The following is a 22,998-nucleotide window of genomic DNA, read 5'->3' on the forward strand; positions in this document are numbered from 1 at the left end:
GAATTGCTTGATTCAGTTGTTAAAGAGCGGTTGGTTAAGATCTTTCGTCTCAACCGAGGCGCGCATTCTACAGCAGCCTCATTTGCTGTCAAGTGATTATTTTCAGAAGTTTTCCAAGTTTCCCTAGCAACTTCAACCACTTGCGCTTTCGATCTCTCGTTAGCGGGAGGCGAATTCTACAGCGTTACACGCTGCTGTCAACACCTCTTTTTCAACTTCTTTTGCGCTTCGATGACCTGAAGCAGCTGACCGTCAAAACTGCGTAACTCATTGTTTACCAAGGAGTTTTCCGTTTCGACTGCGCCGGAAGTGGGGCGAATTATAGACACCTGAGATCTGCCGTCAAGCACTGATTCTGGATTTCTATCAAAAGGGCTGATTTGCTGCTCAAACAGAGCAACACCGCCATTCAAAGCCCCCTCCTGACAACCGCTTCTATATAGAGAGAGGCAAGACAGCCCCCCTACGAAGCTTTGATGACCTCGCTAAAGCGACCCGCATTCAGGATTGACACTATATAGCTGAGTATTTTCCGATGCCCCTGCACCCCCTGGGATCGTGACGGTCGAGTCACGCCACAACGACCGAGGAATGCCACCCACAAAAAAGCCCCGCTTGCGCAACGCAAGCGGGGCTTTTTTACTCCCATCGCCATACTGCTTTCGCAGCAACATTTCAGCTAATCAGAGTAGGGGCTCAAGAGCCTGAATAATTTGGTGTCCCAGGGCAGGTTCGAACTGCCAACCTTCCCCTTAGGAGGGTCAAATAGAGCCTAATGGATATAGGAAAAACCCAGTATCTGCAGGGGTTTAGTGTCTGGTTGAGTATTCTCATACTGACTGATACTGTGTTTTCTGCTGGTAGCTTGCTGGTACGGACATGAAAGCCAAGATCACACAGAAACTCATCAACAGCCTGTCACCCCAGGAGAAGCACTACCGCGTCTTCGACACGGACCAGCCCGGCCTGTTCATCAGGGTCCAACCGAGCGGGCACATGGCCTATATGGTTTCGTGGGCGCGCAACAGGGAGCGCTCCCTCGGCCGCGTGGGTACGCTTACATTGGCTCAGGCTAGAACTGATGCTGCCCGGTACCTGGCCGATGCGCACGAACACGGCGAACCCCTAGCAGTTACCCAAAACCGCCGAAGCGCGAACACCCCTACCCTGCGCGAGTTCCTCGACGATACCTATTTGCCTTGGTTCAAGGCCCACCACAAGGGGTATGAAAAAACACTGCACACCCTGGACAACAACTTCTCCTCGATCATGACGCGCCGCCTTACCGAGGTTGCCGGCCGGGATCTTGAGCAGGTGCGAACCTCTTGGCTGAACGGCGGGAACAAGGCCGCGACCGCGAATCGCAAGATGGGCACCATCAGTGGCGTTTTTAGCCGTGCCGTAGAGTGGGGGTTCATCAGTGATCACCCGCTGGAGAAGCTGAAACAGCTCAAAGTCGACTCGAAAGGCCAGGTCAGATATTTATCAATAGCTGAGGCCGCCAGCCTTAGAGCGGCAATGGAAGAACGCCAAGAGCAGATGCGGACCGAGCGGGACAGCGCAAACAGATGGAGATCAGAGCGCGGCAAAGAGCTTCAGCCCGATCTGCGCGCCGTAACGTTCACTGATCACCTGAAGCCGATGATCCTGCTAGCACTGAATACCGGCGTGCGCCGCGGCGAGCTGTTCAATCTGAAATGGACAGACGTCAACTTCACCAGCAAAACTATTACGGTCGTTGGCGCCACTGCCAAAACCAGTGAAACCCGGCACATTCCGACCAACAAGGAAGCGTTCAGCGCCCTCGAAGAGTGGAAAAAACAGGGAGACGGCAGCGGTTATGTCTTCGCCAGCCAGGGCGGCGGGCGGATGGAGGACGTCAAGAGCGCCTGGATGAAGCTGCTCGAGCGAGCCAAAGTAGGCGGTTTCCGCTGGCACGATATGCGACACGACTTCGCATCACGCCTTGTTATGGCCGGTGTCCCACTGAACACAGTTCGCGATCTGCTGGGCCATTCAGATATCAAAATGACCCTTCGCTACGCGCACCTGGCACCAGGCACTAAAGCGGCTGCGGTGGAGCTGATTTAACGCTGGCAGAGTTTCGCATTTTCTTGTAATCGCTGTAATCGGGCTCAAATGGCTTGTTGTTCTCGAGGAAAGTAACGTACTCCTCGATCAACGACCACTCATCTCTGATTAGCTGAAAATTCAAAAAATACTCGCGATCAGGCTTGTACCCCCACTTCTCGCCAAGCCCATTCAAATCCCCGTACAACGGCTCTTTTCCTTTGAAGTAATCGTAAGCCGTTACCACTAATCCCTGGCGCCACAACGTCTCCCCAGCAAGATGCGGACCGATCATCGCCGCTCGCAACTTGTATCGCACTTCATCGTCCGTCCAGATCGCCGTGAAAACGTTTATGAACGGCGTTTTCATCGGCTCGTCGTCTTTAAATGGGTTTTTCACGTAATAGTCATTCAGACCATTTTCGATGAATGTTTCCAGCGTTTTGACGATCTTTTCATTATTTGAGGCCGCCAGCAGTTCTAGCGCCGCCTTGAGGTAGGGGTCTACTCGAGCAGAAAGAACAACCTTTTTCGAGCGGTTTGCCATCGGTCAGCTCCATAAACGTCTACAAATCATAAAGCTTGCAGATCGTGTTACTTACAAATAGGATGTTTACGTCCGGACCAGTATCGTACAGTCCGCCAAATCGATCAAGGACTACAGCATGAGCCAAGCAGAACAAATCAGTCCCCTATCAGTCAGCGTCGAAGATGCCGCTCGAATTGTGGGTTTTTCTAGGTCGGGGATTTACGAGCTGATCGCCTCCGGTGAATTGCGGGCTTTCAAGCTCGGGCGCCGTCGCTTGATCTTGATGACCGAATTAAAAACGTGGATAGAACGCATCGCTCGGGAGAACACACGATGAACATCAGGATCTTTGACCGCGCCGGGTTCATCCTTGGCGTACTGAACCTACCCGCAACGTTGAAACTGATCGATCTTGAGGCGCTCAAGAGCCTCGGCGCGGTGAGAGTGGAGGTGACGAAATGAATAAAAAAATTTCCCCTCGCAAGTCGCTGGCAGTGATTGCCAACGAAGCAATCGAGCAGCTTCGATGCGACAAAGAGCAAGCCAGCTGGATGGAAGCACTGATGCGAGCTATTCGCGCCGATCTGAAAACAGGAGCCCATGGCGCAGCAGCCCTTGCTGGGCTTGGGCAGTATTTGGCTTGTGATTTGGCGAACTACATAGACTGCCAGGTTGAGCAATTGCAACGTGCGCTGGACGCAGCGGAAGGTAGGGAATGAAGCGGGAAGATAAGAAACCCAAAGCGGTGTTCGAGCACCGCCAGGGCATAACACATTGGATGGCACCAGGTGAGGATTCAATCGTGACAGAAGTCTATAACCCTGACAATCACTGTACAGAAGCACAGGCCAGGCGCCTGGCTGTCGCGCTCCGTGCGGGCCCGGTGTCCACGATTGATGCCGCGCAAAGCCTCGACCTCGTGCATCCGCCTTCATCAGTGCGGTGGCTCCGCAATCGCGGCTACTCGATCAAAACAGAATGGATCTACAAAACCACGGAGCCGGGCCGGCGCCCGCACCGGGTCGGCCTGTACGTGCTGACCCGCGAACCATCCTGATTCGAACTGCGCTCCGGGGTGTCGTTTGCGAGAACGACACTCCCTGCCTGCCTGTGAGCTGCGTGATGGCAACTAAAAGTAAAAAGGCATTCAAGGCCAAGTCTAAGCCATTCGCCATGATGCTGTGGACGATGGGGCAGTCCGCTCAATACCGATCGTTGAGCTTCGTTGCTCGGGCCGTCCTTATGGAAATCCATATGCAGTATAACGGCAGCAACAACGGCAACTTATCGGCCACTCGGACGATGGCTAAAGAATGGGGTGTTACCTCTCCAAATATGCTTCAGAAGGCCCTTTCAGACTTATTGGAGGGCGGGTGGATTGTGCAAACCCGGAGTAGCTATTTCTCGCGACACGGCTCCAGGTGCGCGCTTTATGCGCTGTCATGGTACGCAATAGATGAATGCCCGGGAAAGGATCTGGAGGTGTCGTGGACAAACACCCCGCTGAAGACTGTTCGCGAGCTCACAGGCTCGAACTGATCCTGTATCGAATCAATACACATAGCGGTATTGAATCAATACACATAGCTGCAAAGTAAAGTCCCACTGTGTCCGGTTCCGTATCGCAAAGGAGTAACCGTGTATTGAATCGATACCACTAAATCAACTCGACCTGTATCAAATCAATACACCCTTATAGATATCTACCATACCAGCCCTGCTGTTTACGCCAGAACAGGAAACCGCATAGAGCAATGCGGGGTGCAGATGCTGCAGGGCGATGGCGCAGTTCTGCACCTCAGTTTGAAAACACCCACCGCCGGGTGCACGGACAAGGTTTTAACGTTAACGAACCGTTAGAACAGCGTTAATCCCTAATGAGAGAAGTTGAAGAGATGCATCCAGAACTGGACGAATCTCCATTGTCGACCTGTGGGGGCGAGCCAAATTCAATTGTGGGTAACCCCTCAATTTGAGGAAAAGGTAACGCCCGCACCGTTACCCGAACGTTAGCAACATGACTGGCGAAAGAGATGCGCTCAGATGTGAGCACATCTGCTCACATCTCGATGGCTCAGATTTGAGCCGCACGTACTAGGAGATTTGAACATGAGCACCTTGTATATCGCATTCACGGATAGCGAGATTCGCAAGCAGGCCGGCGGGGTCGCTCGTCAATTGCGAGACCCGCGGTTCCCGGAATTGCGCTTCCGTTATTCGACTGCCGATCGCACACGGGGCGCCTGGCACGTGGTGGTGCGCGGCAAGTGGGGCAAGGCTGGCAACTACCCGGGCATCAACGCCAAGCTGATGCAATCCACGCTTCCGGCGATCCTGGCTCGCCGGTCTGCTGACCCGGACGCCACCTCAACCACCACCAGTTGGACCACCGTCGGCGATGCGCTGACCTGGTACGCCGACCGCATGAGCCGCGACCGGGGGTTGTCCGCCAAGCGCAAGGCCAGTGCCCAGTCTGCGTTGAAGTGCCACCTGGTGCCGCGCCTGCATGATCTGGCGTTGTCCGGGCTCAACCGAGCCAGCCTCGATCGCCTGCTGATGTGGCCAATGCAAGAGCGCTACGAGCTGTCGTTCGTGCGCTCGGTGTACGGCGTGCTAGCGGTGGCATTCCGCCAAGCCACCCGCCTATCGCTGTTAGGCACCAACCCGATGGCAGACCTTAAGTTCACTGACTTTGTGCGGACCCGGATCAAGCCGAAACCCGCCCGTTTGCGAGGTGATGACCTGCCGGTGCTGCTGCAGGGGCTTGCCGACCGGATCGAGATGGCGCCGCTTGAGGTCATGCTGGCGTTGATGATGCTTTGTCACGGCACCCGACTGGGCGAAACGCGACTGGCTCGCTGGAAGAGTATCAACCTGGCCGCGGGCCAATGGTTCATCCCGGCAGCGGACACTAAGACCAAGGCTGAGCACACTCTGCCACTCACCGCGCAAGCCTGCGCTCTGATCGAGCGTTATCGAGCCCTTCAACAGGCCGCTGGGTATTACGGGCCGTTCCTGTTCCCTGGACGCGCTGGCGGGGCTATCAGCGCGACTTTGGCCAGCACCCTGTTCAAGGTGATGGCCAAGGGCGAATGGTCCAGCCATGACCTGCGCAAGGTGGCGCGTACTGGCTGGATGGATCTGGGCATTGATTACCTGGTGGGCGAGATGTTGTTGAACCACGCCATGAAAGACCTCGATGCCACTTACATCCATACCACCGCCGAGGGCCTGAAACGCCAAGCCCTGCAGACGTGGCACACCCACCTTGAGCAGCACGGGTTAACGCCTCTGCTCAGCAGGACAGGCGCAGGACGGTAAACCGTGACACAGAACACACACGCCACGGAATACAAGGCGTCTAGCGCTTTCATATATCCATTACAGGGGAGGAGGTTCATTGATGAGCAGCATTGAAGACGAGATCGCCGCCCGCCTGGCGAGCGCTGGCATTGTCCCTCTCATCGGTGGTTTGGTGCCGGAACCTGCGACCGCCGAGCTGTTGGGTTACGCCCCGAGCTACCTGCGCCGGCTGGCCGCTGACGGCCTCGCACCATTGCCATTCGTACGTCGCGGCAATCGAAGGTTCTACAAAATCGCCGACATCGTGAGCTTCGCGACGAATACCGCCGCATAACGACGGACTTCACCGAAGACTTGGGATTGTGTGCGCGCATAACGTGGTGGCCATGAACTCACGCCATGCGCTGGGGGAATGCAACGCTTCTTCACGCCCTGCGCTGTTGAGGCGCCCATCACATCCAATGGGACCGCCCAATGACCACCACACACCAGAAAAGCTGGGACAAGCTCAAAGCGTCCTTGGCCGCGAATCAGCAGCCGACCGAGAGTCGGCAGGTGCTGCAAACAATCACCCAAGAGATTACAGAAATGGATCACGACATCGGCCAAGTGGTAACCGCGCTCAAAGCACACAAGGAAACCATCGAAGGCCACGGCGAGAAGCAGGGCGAATTCAACGCCCGTCTGTTGGAGCTGGAACAGCGCGCCGTTGCCGGCGGACTGAAGCCAGCCAACGACCCGAACACCAAGCAAACGAACGTCATCAGTGCTGCGGTAACCGAAACCGAAGGGCTCGGTCACATTCGTGCGGGCCAGAAGTCCACCGGTCGCATCACTGTTACGGCCGGCATCCGTGCGGCAGTGACGAACCCGGGCAAGGGCACCGCAGGCTCCACCAGCTATCCCACAGCGCCGGATCGGGCACCCGGTATCCAGGGCATTCCACAACCTCGCCTCAGTCTCCTGGACGTGCTGCCGATCGTGCCCGTTGAAGGCTCGACTTACGAGTATGTCCAACTCGATGGCTACCTGAGCGGTGCCGCTTACCAGACGAAAGAAGGCGACGAGAAGTCCGAGGGTCAGTTGCCGACCAAGCTTTCCCGCGCAGAGATCGCCACCATCGCCACCTGGATCCCGGCGAGCCTGCAAGTCCTCAACGACAACAGCCAGCTCGAACAGCAGGTCGGCCTGCTGATGAGCGTCGGTGTGCGGCAGAAGCTCGAGCAAGAGCTGCTCGCTGGCGACGGCGGTGATGGCGAGATCTTGGGCTTCATCGCCCAGGCTCCAGCCGCGGGCATTACCACCGGCAAGCCAGTCGATCGCGTTGGGCTGGCCCTCACTGACCTGAAAGCCCTCGGCTGGAATCCCAATGTGATCGTGATGAATCCACGCGATTGGTTCGCCATCGAGAGTGAGCGGGCTGATACCGCTGACGGTGGCGATGGCCAGTACGTGATCGGTACCCCGCGTGATCCGGCGCCGCCGAGCTTGTGGGGTACTCCAGTCGTGGTGACCATGGGGATGCCGGAACTCGGTGCGCTGGTCCTGGATACTTCGACCACTGCACTGCTCGACCGGCAGGAAGTCACAGTCGAAGCCAGCCGACACGATGGCAATAACTTCCGACGCAACCTGGTCACGATCTTGGCCGAGATGCGGGCCGGTCTGGCGGTGTACGCCCCAACATCAATGCGCCTGGTCAGCCTGACTCCAACCCCGTAACCAATCATTGAGAGCGATGGCGCAACTTTGCGCCATCGCCGAGGCCTCGCCATGTATCAGCAAGCTGAACCCCTGCCTAAGCCCATCCAGCAAGCGCTCAACCAGATCGCACACAGCCGCGCTCTGCTCTATCAAGCGGCGTGCCGCGACAAGATCCGCAAGGAGATTGACGAGCTGTTGAACAGCGGCATGAGCCACCAGGAGGCAATCGAAGCACTCCGGACCAATCCGCCTACGATCGATCCGACTTACTAATCTCGCTCGACGGTGGGGGCGGGTCGAAACCATGGAAGCTTGCGCACAGGACACCGCCCCCGACCGCACGCACAGATTTTTCTCCTCACTCAGGAAAAGTTAAATGCCGTTAACCGACAAAAAGCGACGGTTTGCTGACGCTCTCTTGTCTGGAGCGAGCAAATCACAAGCTGCCATCGATGCTGGCTACAGCGCGAAGACCGCAGCCCAGGCGGGCTCCAAGCTGGCCAAAGACAATGACGTCATCAACTACATCCAACGGGCAACATCACTCGAAGCTCTCCTCAACCAGGTTAAGTCAGGAGCCAAAAAAGTTAAGTTCGAGGTTCACGAAGTTAATTTTGAGACAGGCCAAACTAATGGCTTTCCGGCCTTGGTCAACAGTGTCGTCGCAGCGTTCGACAGTCGTGCGCTATTGGAACGAATCGCACGCGACAATGAAAAACTCAATCCTGAGCTGGCTGCTAAAATTGCCCTTGGCCTCATGCCATATGATCACCCTAAGAAAAGCGATATAGGGAAGAAAGAGGCGAAGGAAAACGCAGCCCAACAAGTCGCGAAGGGCAAATTTAGCGCCTCAGCACCTCCCGCCACTCCGTTACGATCAGTGAAATGATGAGTTCTAATGACGAAAAGCCCGCGGTGTTGCCCAGTTGTAATGATCCCCTAGATTACCTTTTGGCGGTCATGAACGATGTAACCAGCGATCCGGCATCCAGGATAGAGGCAGCCAAGACTCTGATGCCCTATTTCTACGAATCAATTAATGTGCCCGACGCCCACGACTGAGCGCCTCGTGCGGCTCATACCCTCCTACCGCACTTTAAATCTGTTGCTCACCGCTCAATTTTCGGAGGCTATCCCCCCTGTTTTGCCCAATCCTACGGTGCCGATCGGCAGACAGCACACGATGCTACCTACCTACTTGGCTAACGCGATGGCGGTGGCCGTGGCCGTGGGGCTCTATGCATCACACATATAGGTATCTGCCACAAATGCGATGCACGCTTTACCGGCTGGCTAGAATATCGGCCCCCTCCGGCACATCGTGCGATGTCGTCAGAGCTCGCCTCTAGCTGGCATCGATCATCCTCTGAAAACTTAAGTGAGAAACGACCGTATACGGGGTTCTATCCCCCATTATTAACAATAAAATCTAGCAATCGCTGCAAGAATTCCTCCTGCGTTTCCTTTATTTCAGCTCTCCAATCAGCAATTGAAGCTTCGAGACCAGCCATATTTTTCAAATTTTGAGTCTGCGCGATCGACATTATCTTCGCAGTAAGTAATTCTTGAATACGCGAATCATAACTAACCAGAAACTCCTTCATTAACTCCTGTCTACGCTGGGGCCCTATTTTTCTACCAGCCCTGCGCACCGCCTGCTCAAGATCGGAGGTTCGTGATCTTTTAATGCCGGAGACGTTATCCAAATGTTCAGTAGCACCACTTTTAACAAGCTTCACTTGTGGTGCAAGATGCAAAATAAATGCTGGTACAGCACTTACTTCCGGACTAACTATTTCCAATTTCCGCTCGGGAGAGAACGCAAGCCAATTCCGAATGCATTCGTTAATATGCTGATCACCAAAGCCATAGCCTACGCAGACCAGTCGATCTAGGCTATTTAGGTGTGATCTAAAATGTTTCAATAGACTTTTCGGCAACACCTGCGAACCATGCTCATGAAATTTTTGAGCACCGGAAAGAAGTGTTCTTCTTAAAAAATTCATTTGCCCGTCAAAGTCGGCGTAAGCAATTTCATTATTGACTCTAACGATGCCGCCCGGCGTCCCGGGATCCACATAAATCAACTCTTCGTTCATAATGCGCAGAGCGTCCAAAACTGAAGATGGCGAGTCCGCCTCCGGCACGACCTTTAACAAATCACCAGCATCATTATAAACAAACATATCAAGAGCGCCATGTATCTTGATTAGATAGATACCTTCTTCCGCCGGATTCGGAAAGAACATTGCGCCTTCATCTAAAGTAGCTCTACTCAGCGTATCCATTTCTATGCTGCCGATGATCGCTCCATCCATGCTTCTTCTTGGAAGCTTAATCCGCACTCCGCTAAAGCCTGAATAAATTGGAATTTTAAAATGGCTCGCGATCGACTCGACGATAGAATCGTGATTTAGTGAAAACACCCATAACGGCCTATTCTCTTTGTATAAAGATTCAATACCTCTATATAGCTCTAAACTCTTTAAAATTACTTCTTTGCTTGATACATGAACACCATACAACTTATAATAAATTATTTGCACCAGCCAAGAATAAAGCGAATGATAGTGCTGAGATGAATGCATCATCCTTTTTGACTGAACTTCCAAATATCCTAGAACGCTTTCATAATGCAGATCTTTCCTATCCCATACAGAGATAAAGTCATCAATCACCTCAGCGGGGTGCCCACCGCCTTGAGCGGTCCATCCAAGGTTGAACTTTCGTAATTTCTCCGGAGTAAGCCAGGACTTCAGCTCGGCGGTCAATTCCCAAACAAGTGGCATTTCAGCATCGTATGATGCTCCTGCACCTAAAAATAAACCGGTCAAATTTCTCGACATAATTCCACCCTCGTGGCGACCGTTTAATAATTCTAAATCGCTATAACAGACTTGGCACTCAAGATACTTGAACATTGAGAAATGACTCTTGCGAGTCGAATCATATTAGCTACCTAGATAGTTTTACAACTAAAATCAGCTAGTCGTCAATTTCATGCCGAGCATTAGGCACGAGCCTAAACTGACCATCAAGAAAATGAGCAAGCAGTTCATACATAATCTTAGTTGCAAACTCCGCATCCCCTTCCATAATGTTTTGCGGGTGAGCTGGCTATCGAATAAAGCGATCCGAAAGGCTTCCTCGATAATCGGTTCCATCTAGACTCGTATGGCAATAGGCATTACGCCGCGCATTCAAAGTTTGCGCGCCGGCTAGTAGATCAGATGGGAGCAAACCTGAGCTCCATGCCACCGAAAGATTTTTACCATGACCAAAATTTGCCCTCCCCTTCTTCGCAACTAATGCTCGAGCAAGCAGGTGCTTTACGAATGCGTTTGCAACTATGACAGTTGCTATATATTCGTTATTTATAAAGCACGCTCTCGCTTCTTCCAGCAAAGTCCGTAGCTCAAGTCCTTGCCAATTAACGAATACAGGCTGAACGAACTGCGACAGCCAAATAATGCGATCGGCCCTCGCATCTACACTCTTTTCATCAGCACGCCGGAGAGAATCAACGACCTCAAGCTTAATGTTAATCGCTAGCAAATCTCCACCCCCCCGTTAGCATTTCAAAAATCCTGGAAGAATGATCATTCGCTTCATGATGCCTAAAAAATTAGGATTAATGTCAGCTTATCACGGCCGCCATATGAGTCAATTTCAAATACAACTACAACTACAACTACAACTACAACTACAACTACAAAATATTACTACTTAAATCGATTATTTAGGTACGAGACGTTTCCAAAAATGCTTCTTTTATCTCTAGCAACTCGCCCGCTGAATATTTTATCGCCACATAATAGGGAAGTATTCCCGAGATAAAAAAATGAAATGATCGCCAGGTAACAACTACAAACAATGCAAAACATACAAAACCCAAAGCTAAATTAACCGCGGTAAAATGCAGCACCACAAGAATGCCCATAGAAGCAGCAAGAAAAACTTCGGCGAGTGAGCGTGTCCTTTTGGCTTGCTTTTGGTTGCGTTCAATTTCCCTCTTGGCGTCCAATCCTAACGCGACCCTTTTTGCTTCGTCGTATTTGTAACCATGATAAATCAGCGTAATGTCAATTATAAGGAGCTGGAAGTCGGACTTTAGAGTAAATAGAAAGAAGAGCCCTTCAGAAAGCTTTCGTGCAAACCATGCCACAAATAAAACAAAAGCTACCGAACTTATAAGCTCAGTGAGGGCAAGAGACGGAATAACCCCGTCGGACATATCAATAAGGGCCTTCACCTTTAGCTCACTCAAACCTAACAACACATTATCGCTCTTAAGCGCGCATCCAACATGTATGCAAACCACAAAAAACAGCCAGCTAAATATGTTTGCCAAGCTGAACTTGAATCCTAGCTCTTCGTCATATCTAGCCTTGCAATACTCGAGTAATTTATCCATTACACGAGCCTAATAAAGAACACATCGCCGCCCTTTGTATCATAAGCACCACCCTCATAAATTGGACTACCCACGAAATTCATTGGCAGCGCAATTCCGAGATACATTTTTATCACGTTGAACTCTACCTCACTCTTATACTGCAGCTTAATCATCCTTTCAGTAACAACATTTATGACTTTTGCGGTTTTATTAATAGCATCCAACTCTGTGACCCGCACGGAGAAAACCAAAGGGCTGCCCAAATGTCTTCGAGAAACGATCGCGTGAAAATTTTCGCTCGCAACTCTATTGAATTTAAAGGCGTGCGGTTTGTCAGTATCCACTATTAGTTCAATAGTACTTTGTCCTGCATTGGAATTCCGAACAACGCTGATTAACTGATCAACCTCCTTGTTTATTGCGCGATCGCCATAGGGATGTTGAGAAGCACTTGGCAAGAAATTTTCATAGCTTTGCGGATCTATGATTCCCTGTTTTACCTGCATGTCTCGAATAGCAGATTGCTCAGCTAAAGAGCTGGCATTCGCTAATGCTCCTTGCCGGGAGGCTTCGACTGCAGGGGTGATCGCACTAACTATTCTCGATAGAGTTTTCTTTATCCTTGGACTGTTTTCAACGAATTCAATAATGAAGCCACCATCCCTTGGCGGCCTCGACCACAGCTCGGTTTCCGCATAGTCTTGACCTTTTAGCCGAGCGTTTTTCCAAACCTCTCCGTACTTTACGTCGAGGTGGGCACGATTGACCGCGCCTTGCAGATGGTGAAGGCTGCGGCCAAGTGTCCTTAAGCTGACAGTGTGATCCCGAGTAATTTGCCCTTCGAAGTGGAGGTGTAACAGGCTCATCGCTGCATCCTTGCAAAATCATTAAAGGACCTGATGTCCCCGGGCTGAACAGATTTGAAATAGGGTAGGCAGCAGGTTACGTATCTTTGGGTATATCGCCTGAGATACCTGCGGGCGCTGAGCTGACGCCTACCTTGTTTCTGGCACGCTCCAGCGAATTACTAGCCAAATCAGTTACCTTCTCCACGAATCCGGGGACAGATTTTGCCGCATTCTTGACCAGATCAGACGCGATGAGCTCATGCCATGGACTGCCATAACTCGCTGACTCCACGAGCCTAAGCGGTTGTTCATCTAACCTTGAGAGTGCCGATCGCAAGAGCTGCTGCTCCAATTCGGGATCTACACGAGAAGCTTCGCGCCTGTACCCTTCATACGCCCTAGATATAGATGCCTTGAAAGCATAGTCTTCGGATAACCTGAACCGTTGTCCTATTTGCTTCGTTGCAAGCCAAGCAAACCATATCGGTGCACCTACTGATAGGCCGGCGAGCATAAGATTCAGTAATACGATTCCGACTGAAGAGTCGGGTGTGGCCATTAGCCTTGCCAGCGACTCGAGCTGCTGACCACCTACGTAGCCACCGATGGCCAGCGCACCGACTAGACCAACAACCCAAGCCCAGGTGGACCAATCAAGTTTTTTTGACCTTTCCGAAAAAGCTGCTGCCAATCCTAGGCTTGTGGCTGAGGAATAGGCCGATTCGCACAGAGCCAGTATTGACGTCGCTTCGTCAAATTGCACTTTCATAGTCTCGTTAGCTTTGTCTAACGCCTCACGAAGTGCCAATACATGGGCCCTATCTTTTTCAGCCTCGTTACGTAGATCAGCTACCGTCCTACGGGACTCCGCAAGTGCCTCTAAATCTGCGGGCAACTGGTCAGCCGCATCGTGCGCTCGCTCGATGCGCTCAACCATTGCCGTGAGCCCCTCAGTACGCTGAGAAACACTTTGCAGCCTCAGCTCCATTGCCCGCGCTTGACTAGACGACTTTTTAACCAATTGACCTGTTTTTAAGGCTAGGGCTTTCTGGTCATCAAAGTGAGCATCGAAGCATTCCGAGGCAAAATCGATCAACCACAAGATCGCGCTCACTGCCGCGGGCTCAGCAAGATTAGGCGCGGAATTCACTCGAGCGAAATTGGTGCGCTCAGCTAACGAACTCACCATAGCGACTATTGCCTTTGATGGTTCGTCATCGAGATCGGACAAACTGAGAGCCAGCACTGAAATCTTAGAAGCGATTTCAGCAGGCGATATAGAAATTTGGCCCCAATGCCCAGTGCTAATGCTGAGAGGGATGCTTGGAGTGCCGTGTGCTCGGAGAGCGTCTTCTAAATCTACAAGGGCTTTGAAGAGAGAGTTATACGCTGAGTGCACGACGGTTCCTTCCCTGAATGGCTGATTATTTTTCGATTCAACAAACAGACATCAGTCGCTAGCGCTGGTAGGTTGCTGGTACGGCCTATGGATTTCCCAAGCGAACCAGCCAAATCACTCGCAAATATTGGTGTCCCAGGGCAGGTTCGAACTGCCAACCTTCCCCTTAGGAGGGGGATGCTCTATCCAATTGAGCTACTGAGACACTGATCGCCACCGCTCTTGCGAAGGACGGCCTGCATGTTAACGGCCAGTTCCCCGTTTGTCATGTCGTACCCATCCTTTTTAAGCGTAGGCATTTTCGTCAGGAAATTCACGCCCATCGTGCAGATTGCACCAGGGCAAAAATCCCATTCTTGCAAAATGCAATGCCGGCATGCCTACCAATAGCGCTAACCTATTGATTTTATTGGGATAAAAGCCAATAAATCATTGGCATGCTGCCTGCTTTAACTGCTTTCATACACAAGCGGAGGCCAGCCTCATGAACAGCACTCTATTAGTAGCCAATGCAATCGCCCTGGCGATCGTACTGGGTGTTCATTTTGCGCCGGAGAATGACGAGGTCGCTGCCAACCAGCGAACGCCTCACTACCTTCAGCTGCAAAGAGCTCCTCAGCTTGCCGTCATGAACAACCCAACCCGCGCATCCGCACAGGACGCGAGTCAGGCGATGGCGGTCGCCATCACGCCATCTTCGGATCGCCTGGTATTTTGAATTTCTTCATCAGGAGCACAGCATGTCCAAATGGGCCACAGGATTTCTCGCCTTATGTCTAATGAGCGGCATGCTGCATGTGGCCCTGATCGAGGATACCCTTGTGACTGCGCCGCTGGTTGTGTGCGCAGTATCTGGCATCCTGTTCCTGCTGGCGCTGATTGCCGGTCGCAAAATCAAGTTTGATCCCGTACTGCGCTAACGCCTGCGGATCGAATTGCACTCTGCAACAAGGGGCCTCAAAGGGCCCCTTGGCTTTTCGCCAGGCAGCTTCATCGTCGGCCAGCGCCCGGACAAGGCAGACTCGACTGCCATCCATCCTGAATATCCCCTCCTCCACACGTCCTCCCTAGTAAATCGGCCAATTGCCACTACTCTCTAATAGAAGGCGCAATGAGGGCGCGCTTTGACACGAGCTTATGGTGTCTTCGGACATCATCCGCCAGGGAAGCAGGCAACCGGAGACGTGGGCCCGCCAAACTTACCAACCAGTCCGCATTTCTGATAATTGGTGCTGGCAGAAAGCCTTTATCCGGTTCAATATTTGTCACAGAATTGACGCCAACGAACTGGCACTCTTGAGGCATCATGCGGGCTTCTATCAATTCAGGTTGAACATTTGGCCCGAACGCTTGTCCTATCAGACATCCTGCGGCCAATCCCAAGAACCGCTCCCCTGAACTAACCGGTTAAATATATGCGCCCATTGAAACAGGCAATTTATTCCAGCCGTACGGCTGACAAGTTTGTCGTACGTCTGCCAGACGGAATGCGTGAACGCATTGCCGAAGTGGCTCGCAATCATCATCGCAGCATGAACTCCGAAATTATTGCACGCCTTGAGCAAAGCCTTATTCAGGAAGGTGCGCTGGGCGAAGAGCTGAGCATGCGCCTGGACAGCCCGGAGCTGTCACTGCACGAACGCGAACTGTTGCAACGCTTCCGCCAACTTTCTCATCGCCAGCAAAACGCGCTGGTTTCACTGATCGCCCATGACGCCGAGATGGCTGCAGACGCGTCCTGATTCAGCCGAATTCCCCAAGCCAGCTTAATTGCTGGCTTTTTTTTGCCTGAAATCCAGGCCTAAAAAAACCCGCCTGATGAGGGCGGGTTTTTTAGCTCTGCAGGTCAGAGCAGGAAGATAGTTGCCAGCCCCAGGAAGATGAAGAAACCACCGCTGTCGGTCATGGCAGTGATCATTACGCTGGCACCCATTGCCGGGTCTCGTCCCAGCCGGGCCAGCGTCATGGGGATCAGCACCCCCATCAATGCCGCAAGCAACAGGTTGAGCGTCATGGCTGCCGTCATCACCACCCCCAACGACCAGCTGCCGTAGAGCAGATAGGCAACGATGCCGATAACCCCACCCCAGACCAGCCCGTTGATCAGGCCTACCGCCAGCTCCTTGCGCATCAATCGCGAGGTATTGCCGGTGCTCACTTGGTCCAGGGCCATGGCCCGAACAATCATCGTGATGGTCTGGTTACCCGAGTTGCCACCAATACCCGCCACAATCGGCATCAATGCCGCCAGTGCTACCAGCTTCTCGATCGAGCCTTCGAACAGGCCGATGACCCGCGAGGCGATGAAGGCGGTGACCAGGTTCACTGCCAGCCAGGCCCAACGGTTACGCAGGGACTTCCAGACGGACGCGAAGATGTCTTCCTCTTCACGCAGACCCGCCATGTTGAGCACTTCGTTTTCGCTCTCTTCACGGATCAGGTCGACCATCTCATCGATCGTCAGACGACCTATCAACTTGCCGTTCTTGTCGACCACGGGTGCGGAGATCAAGTCATAACGCTCAAACGCCTGGGCCGCGTCGTAGGCATCTTCGTCCGGGTGAAAGCTCACCGGATCGCTGGCCATCACTTCCGCAACCTGCTTGTCGGGGTCGTTGACCAGCAGACGCTTGATCGGCAGGACACCCTTGAGCACGCCGTCGTAATCGACGACAAAAAGCTTGTCGGTATGACCCGGCAACTCTTTCAAGCGCCGCAGGTAGCGCAGGACCACTTCCAGGCTGACATCCTCGCGGATCGTCACCATCTCGAAGTCCATCAGCGCGCCAACCTGCTCCTCGTCATAGGACAACGCGGAGCGCACGCGCTCACGCTGCTGACCATCGAGGGTTTCCATCAGCTCGTGCACGACGTCGCGCGGCAGTTCGGAGGCCAGGTCAGCCAGTTCGTCGGCGTCCATGTCCTTGGCTGCTGCCAGGAGCTCGTGATCGTCCATGTCGGCGATCAGGGTCTCACGGACCGAATCAGAGACTTCGAGCAGGATGTCGCCGTCGCGATCAGCCTTGACCAGCTTCCAAAGCGTCAGGCGGTCATCAAGCGGCAGCGCTTCGAGGATGTAGGCGACGTCGGCGGAGTGCAGGTCATCGAGCTTGCGTTGCAGCTCGACCAGGTTCTGCCGGTGAACCAGGTTTTCGACCCGTTCGTGGTGCGGCCCTTCCTGACGGTGCGTCAGGTCTTCGACCACACGTTGGCGCTGCAACAGCTCAACGACTTGAGCGAGGCGGTCTTGCAGGCTTTCTTGCGTTTTCTTTACTTCAACTTCAGACATAGGCGAGCTCCACTCCCAGCAGCGGGGCACGCCGGGAGGATCAATCAGTCAATTCATGATTGGACAATCGGGATTTCAAGTGACTCTTTAAGTAACTACTGGGTAAGTCCATGAAGGTATTCCACAAGCCCCGGCGGGGCTGACGGGCGCAATCATACACCGCCGGGGAGTTTTAAACGTTAAAAAATCGCGGCTGGAAACAAGCGCTTGCAAGACAAACCTGAGTGCCGCCCTGACCGTTTAATGTGCGACGACCCATGGCCAAGAGAAAACACAGTGCTTGAGGAAAATGTAGCGGCCACCCTCCTCTAGGACCGTCATGGAGAACGATTAATGCCATCGCTTGGCTATTATTTTTCCTGGCTGGATTTTTCTGCCTGCCAGGCCCGCGCAGCAGCCACGACACTTCACCGCTGCGAAGCGAGGCCGCAGCGCGGTGGTGCAATTGGATGAGAGAAGGGGCATTGAGGAAGAAGGCAAATCCCAGACGGCAAAAAGCCCGCTTTAGAGGCGGGCTTTTTGGTGTTTGGTGCACTCGACAGGATTCGAACCTGTGACCGCTCGGTTCGTAGCCGAGTACTCTATCCAGCTGAGCTACGAGTGCATTTGTGTTTTTATACCAGATCACAACTGGTTGGAGCCAAGTTATTCGCATTGCTGCAAACAACTCTTAAATGGTGCACTCGACAGGATTCGAACCTGTGACCGCTCGGTTCGTAGCCGAGTACTCTATCCAGCTGAGCTACGAGTGCATTTGTTGCCGCGCATTATAGGCCGTCTAATCTCTATGTCAAACACTTTTTCTAGTAATTTCAACAACTTACCGAAAAAGCCAGATTACAACGTACTACGCAAATAATGGCGGAGAACGGGGGATTCGAACCCCCGACACCCTTTTGAGGTGTACTCCCTTAGCAGGGGAGCGCCTTCGGCCACTCGGCCAGCTCTCCGCAACACGGGGCGTATATTAACCAGCTTCTTCCCCGTTTGCAAACATAAAAAGCGATAAAAATTAATGGCTTGGTTCTTCGTCCTTCTCTTTCTTTATACGCAGGTAAATTTCCTCACGGTGGACCGCTACCTCTTTCGGGGCGTTGACACCGATACGCACTTGATTTCCTTTGACGCCGAGCACGGTCACGGTGATTTCGCCATCACCGATAATCAGGCTTTCTGCGCACCGACGAGTCAGAATCAGCATACCTTTCTCCTCACGCATTTCATTTCAGGGACAACAGTCTGCAAAAAAAAGGCACTCGACCTACCACCTGAAAAGGTCGCAGCCCTACATGCCTGAGTATTGACCAGCGCGAGCAAAAGAACAGCCTTGGGTCGCGCCTTTCAAAAAACAGCAGGCGCGGTCAGACCGCGCCTGTTGGCAAACGCATCACTCGCCTTGACGAGCCGGTGCGTCCAGTTCGAAAGCCGTGTGCAGAGCGCGCACAGCCAGTTCCAGGTACTTCTCTTCGATCACTACGGAAACTTTGATTTCCGAAGTCGAGATCATCTGGATGTTGATGCTTTCCTTGGCCAGGGATTCGAACATGCGGCTGGCTACGCCTGCGTGGGAGCGCATGCCGACGCCGACGATCGAGACCTTGGCGATCTTGATGTCGCCCACCACTTCACGGGCACCGATCTCGCGAGCGGTGTTCTCCAGCACGGTTTGTGCGGCCTGGAAGTCATTGCGGTGTACGGTGAAGGTGAAGTCGGTGGTGTTATCGTGCGCAACGTTCTGCACGATCATGTCGACTTCGATGTTCGCGGCACTGATCGGGCCGAGGATCTTGAACGCAACACCCGGGGTGTCTGGCACGCCACGGATGGTCAGCTTGGCTTCATCGCGATTGAAAGCGATGCCGGAAATGATCGGCTGTTCCATGGTTTCCTCTTCATCAATAGTAATGAGGGTGCCCGGACCCTCCTTGAAGCTGTGCAGTACGCGCAGCGGAACGTTGTACTTGCCGGCGAACTCCACCGCACGGATCTGCAACACCTTGGAACCGAGGCTGGCCATTTCCAGCATCTCTTCAAAGGTAATCTTGTCCAGGCGCTGGGCCACCGACACCACACGCGGGTCGGTGGTGTAGACGCCATCGACGTCGGTGTAGATCTGGCATTCGTCAGCCTTCAGGGCTGCCGCCAGGGCCACGCCGGTGGTGTCGGAGCCGCCACGACCCAGGGTGGTGATGTTGCCGTGCTCGTCGACGCCCTGGAAACCGGCGACAACGACTACGCGACCGGCCTTCAGGTCACCGCGAATCTTCTGGTCATCTATCTGCAAGATACGCGCTTTGTTGTGCGCGCTGTCCGTCAGGATCCGCACCTGGTTGCCGGTGTAGGACACCGCTGGCACGCCACGCTTGATCAGCGCCATGGCCAACAGTGCAATCGTCACCTGCTCGCCAGTGGAAACGATCACATCCAGCTCACGGGGAACCGGTTGGCCGTCGCCACTGATTTGCTTGGCCAGATCGATCAGACGGTTGGTCTCGCCGCTCATTGCAGACAGCACAACCACCAGGTCATCGCCGGCATCGCGGAATTTCTTAACCTTGTCGGCGACCTGCTCGATTCTCTCGACAGTGCCGACCGAGGTGCCTCCAAATTTCTGTACGATCAAAGCCATTTCAAAGCCGCCTCTGCCCATGAAGGGCGCCCAAATAATCACTCAAACAGCGCGCCGGCCCGCCACTAGACAACGGGCCGGACACCCTGCCTTATAAACCCTGCTCTACAAATGGAACAGTCAGGGCCAGGGCCGCATCCAGTGCGCCAGCGTCAGTACCACCGCCTTGCGCCATGTCTGGACGACCACCGCCCTTCCCGCCCACTGCTGCAGCGGCTTGCTTCATCAAATCACCGGCTTTGAGTTGGCCAGTCAGGTCTTTGGTTACGCCTGCAACCAGAACGACCTTTTCCTCATGGACACTGCCGAGCAGGATCACTGCGCGGCCGAGTTTGTTTTTCAGTTGATCGACCAGCGCCAGCAGCGCCTTGCCATCCTGGCCGTCCAGACGCACGGCCAGCACTTTCACACCCTTGACGTCCAGGGCGGAGGCCGACAGATCGTCGCCCGCCGCGCTGGCTGCCTTGGCCTGCAACTGCTCGAGTTGCTTTTCCAGCAGACGGTTGCGCTCCAGCACAGCCGACAGCTTGTCGATCAGGTTATCGCGGCTGCCCTTGACCAGGTTGGCCGCTTCCTTGAGTTGTTCTTCAGCAGCGTTCAGGTACGCCAGTGCGGCAGCGCCCGTGACCGCTTCGATGCGTCGCACACCGGAAGCCACACCGCCTTCGCTGATGATTTTCAGCAGGCCGATGTCGCCGGTGCGGTTGGCATGGATGCCGCCACACAGCTCGACGGAGAAAGCCCCGCCCATGCTCAGCACGCGCACGTTATCGCCGTACTTCTCGCCGAACAGCGCCATGGCGCCTTTCTGCTTGGCGGTTTCGATATCGGTTTCTTCGGTTTCAACTGCGGAGTTCTTGCGGATCTCGGCGTTGACGATGTCTTCCAGCGCTTTCAACTGCTCAGGCTTGATGGCTTCGAAGTGGCTGAAGTCAAAGCGCAGGCGCTGACTGTCGACCAGCGAACCCTTCTGCTGGACGTGCTCGCCCAGCACCTGGCGCAGGGCAGCGTGCAGCAAGTGCGTGGCCGAATGGTTCAGCGCCGTGGCGTGACGGACTTCGGCATCGACGTGAGTCTCTACCGGCGCGCCAATGGTCAGGCTGCCCGATGCCAGGACACCGTGATGCAGGAACGCACCGCCAGTCTTGGTGGTGTCGCGCACGTCGAAACGTGCCTCGCCCGCCTGAAGGAAACCGCAGTCGCCGATCTGGCCGCCAGATTCAGCGTAAAAAGGCGTCTGGTTGAGGACGACGACCGCCTCCTGACCTTCACTCAATACGTCGACCGACTGGCCGTCTTTATAGATGGCGACAATTTTTGCCGAACCGCTGGTGGCCTTGTAGCCGGTGAACTCGGTGGCTACGTCAACCTTGACCAGGGTGTTGTAGTCCAGACCGAACGAACTGGCGGAACGTGCACGGACGCGCTGGGCTTCCATTTCGCGCTCGAAGCCGGCTTCGTCAACGGTCAGGTTGCGTTCGCGAGCGATATCCGCGGTCAGGTCCATCGGGAAACCGTAGGTGTCGTACAGCTTGAACACCACATCGCCCGGCACCACGGTGCCTTTGAGTTCCAGCAGATCCTGCTCGAGAATCTTCAGGCCGTGCTCCAGGGTCTTGGAGAACTGCTCTTCTTCGGCCTTGAGCACGCGCTCGATGTTGCCCTGCTGCTTCTTCAGTTCCGGGAACGCTTCGCCCATCTCGGCGACCAGCGCCGCGACGATCTTGTAGAAGAAGCTACCGGTCGCGCCCAGCTTGTTACCGTGGCGGCAGGCACGACGAATGATGCGACGCAGCACATAGCCACGACCTTCGTTGGACGGCAGCACGCCATCGGCGATCAGGAAACCGCACGACCGAATGTGGTCGGAAACAACCTTGAGCGACGACTGATCGCCATTCTCGCAGCCGATGGCCTCAGCCGATGCCTTGAGCAGGTTCTTGAACAGGTCGATGTCATAGTTGGAATTGACGTGCTGCATCACCGCACTGATCCGCTCCAGGCCCATGCCGGTATCCACCGACGGTGCTGGCAACGGATGCAACACGCCATCGGCGGTGCGGTTGAACTGCATGAACACGTTGTTCCAGATCTCGATGTAACGGTCGCCGTCTTCTTCAGGAGAGCCCGGTGGGCCGCCCCAGATGTGGTCGCCGTGATCGTAGAAAATCTCGGTGCAAGGGCCGCACGGGCCGGTATCGCCCATGGTCCAGAAGTTGTCTGACGCGTACGGCGCGCCTTTGTTGTCGCCGATACGGATCATGCGCTCGACCGGCACGCCGATTTCTTTGGTCCAGATGTCATACGCTTCGTCATCGGAGGCGTAGACAGTGACCCAAAGCTTTTCCTTTGGCAGCTTCAGCACGCCGGTCAGGAAGGTCCAGGCAAAGGTGATCGCGTCGTGCTTGAAATAGTCACCGAAGCTGAAGTTACCGAGCATTTCGAAGAACGTGTGGTGACGGGCGGTATAACCGACGTTTTCCAGGTCACTGTTCTTGCCACCGGCGCGCACGCACTTCTGGCTGCTGGTCGCACGGGTGTACGCACGTTTTTCCTGGCCCAGGAAGCAGTCCTTGAACTGGTTCATCCCCGCGTTAGTGAACAGCAGGGTTGGGTCGTTGCCCGGAATCAAAGAGCTGGAGGCTACACGGGTGTGGCCTTGCTCTTCGAAGAAGCGAAGGAAGGCTTCACGGATTTCTGCGCTTTTCATTAGGTTCTTCCACGGAGGCTGCGGCCAAAGGCCTGTTCGAAACGTCAACAGACGAAGCGACGGCAAAGGGCCGCATTATATCGGCCCTGCGCGCGGGGTACAGCGTGTTTATACGATAGAA

General features: G+C 54.1%; 23 protein-coding genes and 4 tRNA genes. 13 read left to right on the forward strand and 14 right to left on the reverse strand.

The features are described 5' to 3' along the window. Nucleotides 1–197: 197 nt before the first annotated feature. Complete coding sequence (locus tag IMW75_RS11090) at nt 198–413, reverse strand: hypothetical protein (protein ID WP_045057439.1); 216 nt, start codon at nt 411–413, stop codon at nt 198–200. Between the two features lie 466 nt (nt 414–879). Here IMW75_RS11090 and IMW75_RS11095 point away from each other — a divergent pair, with 466 nt between their 5' ends. Further along, on the forward strand, nt 880–2,091 hold the full coding sequence (locus tag IMW75_RS11095) for a phage integrase (protein WP_205892633.1): 1,212 nt from the start codon (nt 880–882) through the stop codon (nt 2,089–2,091). Here the strand turns inward: IMW75_RS11095 and IMW75_RS11100 are convergent. After that, on the reverse strand, nt 2,063–2,617 hold the full coding sequence (locus IMW75_RS11100) for a hypothetical protein (RefSeq protein WP_205892634.1): 555 nt from the start codon (nt 2,615–2,617) through the stop codon (nt 2,063–2,065). The two genes, IMW75_RS11095 and IMW75_RS11100, sit on opposite strands and share 29 nt — an antisense overlap. Nucleotides 2,618–2,735: 118 nt before the next feature. Here IMW75_RS11100 and IMW75_RS11105 point away from each other — a divergent pair, with 118 nt between their 5' ends. The 9 genes from IMW75_RS11105 (at nt 2,736) to IMW75_RS11140 (ending at nt 8,495) form a co-directional block, all read left to right on the forward strand. Then, nucleotides 2,736–2,936, forward strand: a complete 201-nt coding sequence (locus IMW75_RS11105) for a helix-turn-helix domain-containing protein (protein ID WP_205892635.1) — start codon at nt 2,736–2,738, stop codon at nt 2,934–2,936. Further along, complete coding sequence (locus IMW75_RS27185) at nt 2,933–3,061, forward strand: hypothetical protein (protein WP_272873838.1); 129 nt, start codon at nt 2,933–2,935, stop codon at nt 3,059–3,061. The genes IMW75_RS11105 and IMW75_RS27185 overlap by 4 nt, the downstream gene beginning before the upstream one ends. Further along, nucleotides 3,058–3,318: a hypothetical protein gene (locus IMW75_RS11110; protein ID WP_205892636.1), complete on the forward strand. Its 261-nt coding sequence runs from the start codon at nt 3,058–3,060 to the stop codon at nt 3,316–3,318. Before IMW75_RS27185 ends, IMW75_RS11110 begins: the two co-directional genes overlap by 4 nt. After that, nucleotides 3,315–3,656 (forward strand): helix-turn-helix domain-containing protein, encoded by a 342-nt coding sequence (locus tag IMW75_RS11115; RefSeq protein ID WP_237142266.1) that lies wholly within the window; start codon nt 3,315–3,317, stop codon nt 3,654–3,656. Before IMW75_RS11110 ends, IMW75_RS11115 begins: the two co-directional genes overlap by 4 nt. A 1,052-nt stretch (nt 3,657–4,708) precedes the next feature. Beyond that, nucleotides 4,709–5,920 (forward strand): tyrosine-type recombinase/integrase, encoded by a 1,212-nt coding sequence (locus IMW75_RS11120; protein ID WP_205892637.1) that lies wholly within the window; start codon nt 4,709–4,711, stop codon nt 5,918–5,920. Nucleotides 5,921–6,002: 82 nt separating this feature from the next. After that, entirely contained in the window at nt 6,003–6,236 is a 234-nt protein-coding gene (locus IMW75_RS11125) for a MerR family transcriptional regulator (protein ID WP_237142267.1), read from the forward strand. Nucleotides 6,237–6,376: 140 nt separating this feature from the next. Continuing rightward, the gene (locus tag IMW75_RS11130) at nt 6,377–7,624 is read left to right on the forward strand and encodes a phage major capsid protein (RefSeq protein WP_205892639.1); all 1,248 of its coding nucleotides are present in this window, start codon (nt 6,377–6,379) and stop codon (nt 7,622–7,624) included. 51 nt (nt 7,625–7,675) lie between these two features. Beyond that, nucleotides 7,676–7,879: a hypothetical protein gene (locus tag IMW75_RS11135; protein WP_205892640.1), complete on the forward strand. Its 204-nt coding sequence runs from the start codon at nt 7,676–7,678 to the stop codon at nt 7,877–7,879. Nucleotides 7,880–7,982: 103 nt separating this feature from the next. Beyond that, nucleotides 7,983–8,495, forward strand: a complete 513-nt coding sequence (locus tag IMW75_RS11140; protein WP_205892641.1) for a terminase small subunit — start codon at nt 7,983–7,985, stop codon at nt 8,493–8,495. A 514-nt stretch (nt 8,496–9,009) separates the two neighbouring features. Here the strand turns inward: IMW75_RS11140 and IMW75_RS11145 are convergent. From IMW75_RS11145 to IMW75_RS11165, 5 genes are all read right to left on the reverse strand, one after another. Then, nucleotides 9,010–10,527: a hypothetical protein gene (locus IMW75_RS11145; protein ID WP_205892642.1), complete on the reverse strand. Its 1,518-nt coding sequence runs from the start codon at nt 10,525–10,527 to the stop codon at nt 9,010–9,012. 818 nt (nt 10,528–11,345) lie between these two features. Next, nucleotides 11,346–12,020, reverse strand: coding sequence for a hypothetical protein (locus tag IMW75_RS11150; RefSeq protein WP_205892643.1), 675 nt, complete (start codon nt 12,018–12,020; stop codon nt 11,346–11,348). Then, nucleotides 12,020–12,868 carry a hypothetical protein gene (locus IMW75_RS11155; protein WP_205892644.1) on the reverse strand — a complete coding sequence of 283 codons (849 nt, stop codon included), beginning with the start codon at nt 12,866–12,868 and terminating at the stop codon, nt 12,020–12,022. The genes IMW75_RS11150 and IMW75_RS11155 overlap by 1 nt, the downstream gene beginning before the upstream one ends. A 76-nt stretch (nt 12,869–12,944) precedes the next feature. Further along, complete coding sequence (locus IMW75_RS11160) at nt 12,945–14,081, reverse strand: hypothetical protein (RefSeq protein ID WP_205892645.1); 1,137 nt, start codon at nt 14,079–14,081, stop codon at nt 12,945–12,947. A gap of 296 nt (nt 14,082–14,377) precedes the next feature. Further along, nucleotides 14,378–14,454: transfer RNA gene (locus IMW75_RS11165), tRNA-Arg, on the reverse strand. Nucleotides 14,455–14,733: 279 nt separating this feature from the next. Here IMW75_RS11165 and IMW75_RS11170 point away from each other — a divergent pair. The 3 genes from IMW75_RS11170 (at nt 14,734) to IMW75_RS11180 (ending at nt 15,991) form a co-directional block, all read left to right on the forward strand. Further along, entirely contained in the window at nt 14,734–14,967 is a 234-nt protein-coding gene (locus IMW75_RS11170; RefSeq protein ID WP_045057440.1) for a hypothetical protein, read from the forward strand. 22 nt (nt 14,968–14,989) lie between these two features. After that, nucleotides 14,990–15,169: a PA3371 family protein gene (locus IMW75_RS11175; protein WP_045057441.1), complete on the forward strand. Its 180-nt coding sequence runs from the start codon at nt 14,990–14,992 to the stop codon at nt 15,167–15,169. A 495-nt stretch (nt 15,170–15,664) separates the two neighbouring features. Beyond that, nucleotides 15,665–15,991, forward strand: a complete 327-nt coding sequence (locus IMW75_RS11180) for an Arc family DNA-binding protein (RefSeq protein WP_003178899.1) — start codon at nt 15,665–15,667, stop codon at nt 15,989–15,991. A gap of 104 nt (nt 15,992–16,095) precedes the next feature. Here the strand turns inward: IMW75_RS11180 and mgtE are convergent, their stop codons facing one another. The 7 genes from mgtE to alaS form a co-directional block, all read right to left on the reverse strand. Beyond that, nucleotides 16,096–17,538: a magnesium transporter gene (mgtE, locus tag IMW75_RS11185; protein ID WP_045057442.1), complete on the reverse strand. Its 1,443-nt coding sequence runs from the start codon at nt 17,536–17,538 to the stop codon at nt 16,096–16,098. A 527-nt stretch (nt 17,539–18,065) separates the two neighbouring features. Next, nucleotides 18,066–18,142, reverse strand: a tRNA-Arg gene (locus IMW75_RS11190). Between the two features lie 71 nt (nt 18,143–18,213). Further along, nucleotides 18,214–18,290 (reverse strand) — tRNA-Arg (locus IMW75_RS11195). A 107-nt stretch (nt 18,291–18,397) separates the two neighbouring features. After that, nucleotides 18,398–18,488: transfer RNA gene (locus tag IMW75_RS11200), tRNA-Ser, on the reverse strand. A 62-nt stretch (nt 18,489–18,550) separates the two neighbouring features. Beyond that, entirely contained in the window at nt 18,551–18,739 is a 189-nt protein-coding gene (gene csrA, locus IMW75_RS11205) for a carbon storage regulator CsrA (RefSeq protein WP_002554426.1), read from the reverse strand. 186 nt (nt 18,740–18,925) lie between these two features. Continuing rightward, nucleotides 18,926–20,167: an aspartate kinase gene (locus IMW75_RS11210; protein WP_031319071.1), complete on the reverse strand. Its 1,242-nt coding sequence runs from the start codon at nt 20,165–20,167 to the stop codon at nt 18,926–18,928. 91 nt (nt 20,168–20,258) lie between these two features. Beyond that, nucleotides 20,259–22,877, reverse strand: coding sequence for an alanine--tRNA ligase (gene alaS / locus IMW75_RS11215; protein WP_122840234.1), 2,619 nt, complete (start codon nt 22,875–22,877; stop codon nt 20,259–20,261). Nucleotides 22,878–22,998: the final 121 nt, after the last annotated feature.

The organism is Pseudomonas gregormendelii, assembly GCF_017114825.1.
Taxonomy (GTDB): domain Bacteria; phylum Pseudomonadota; class Gammaproteobacteria; order Pseudomonadales; family Pseudomonadaceae; genus Aquipseudomonas; species Aquipseudomonas gregormendelii.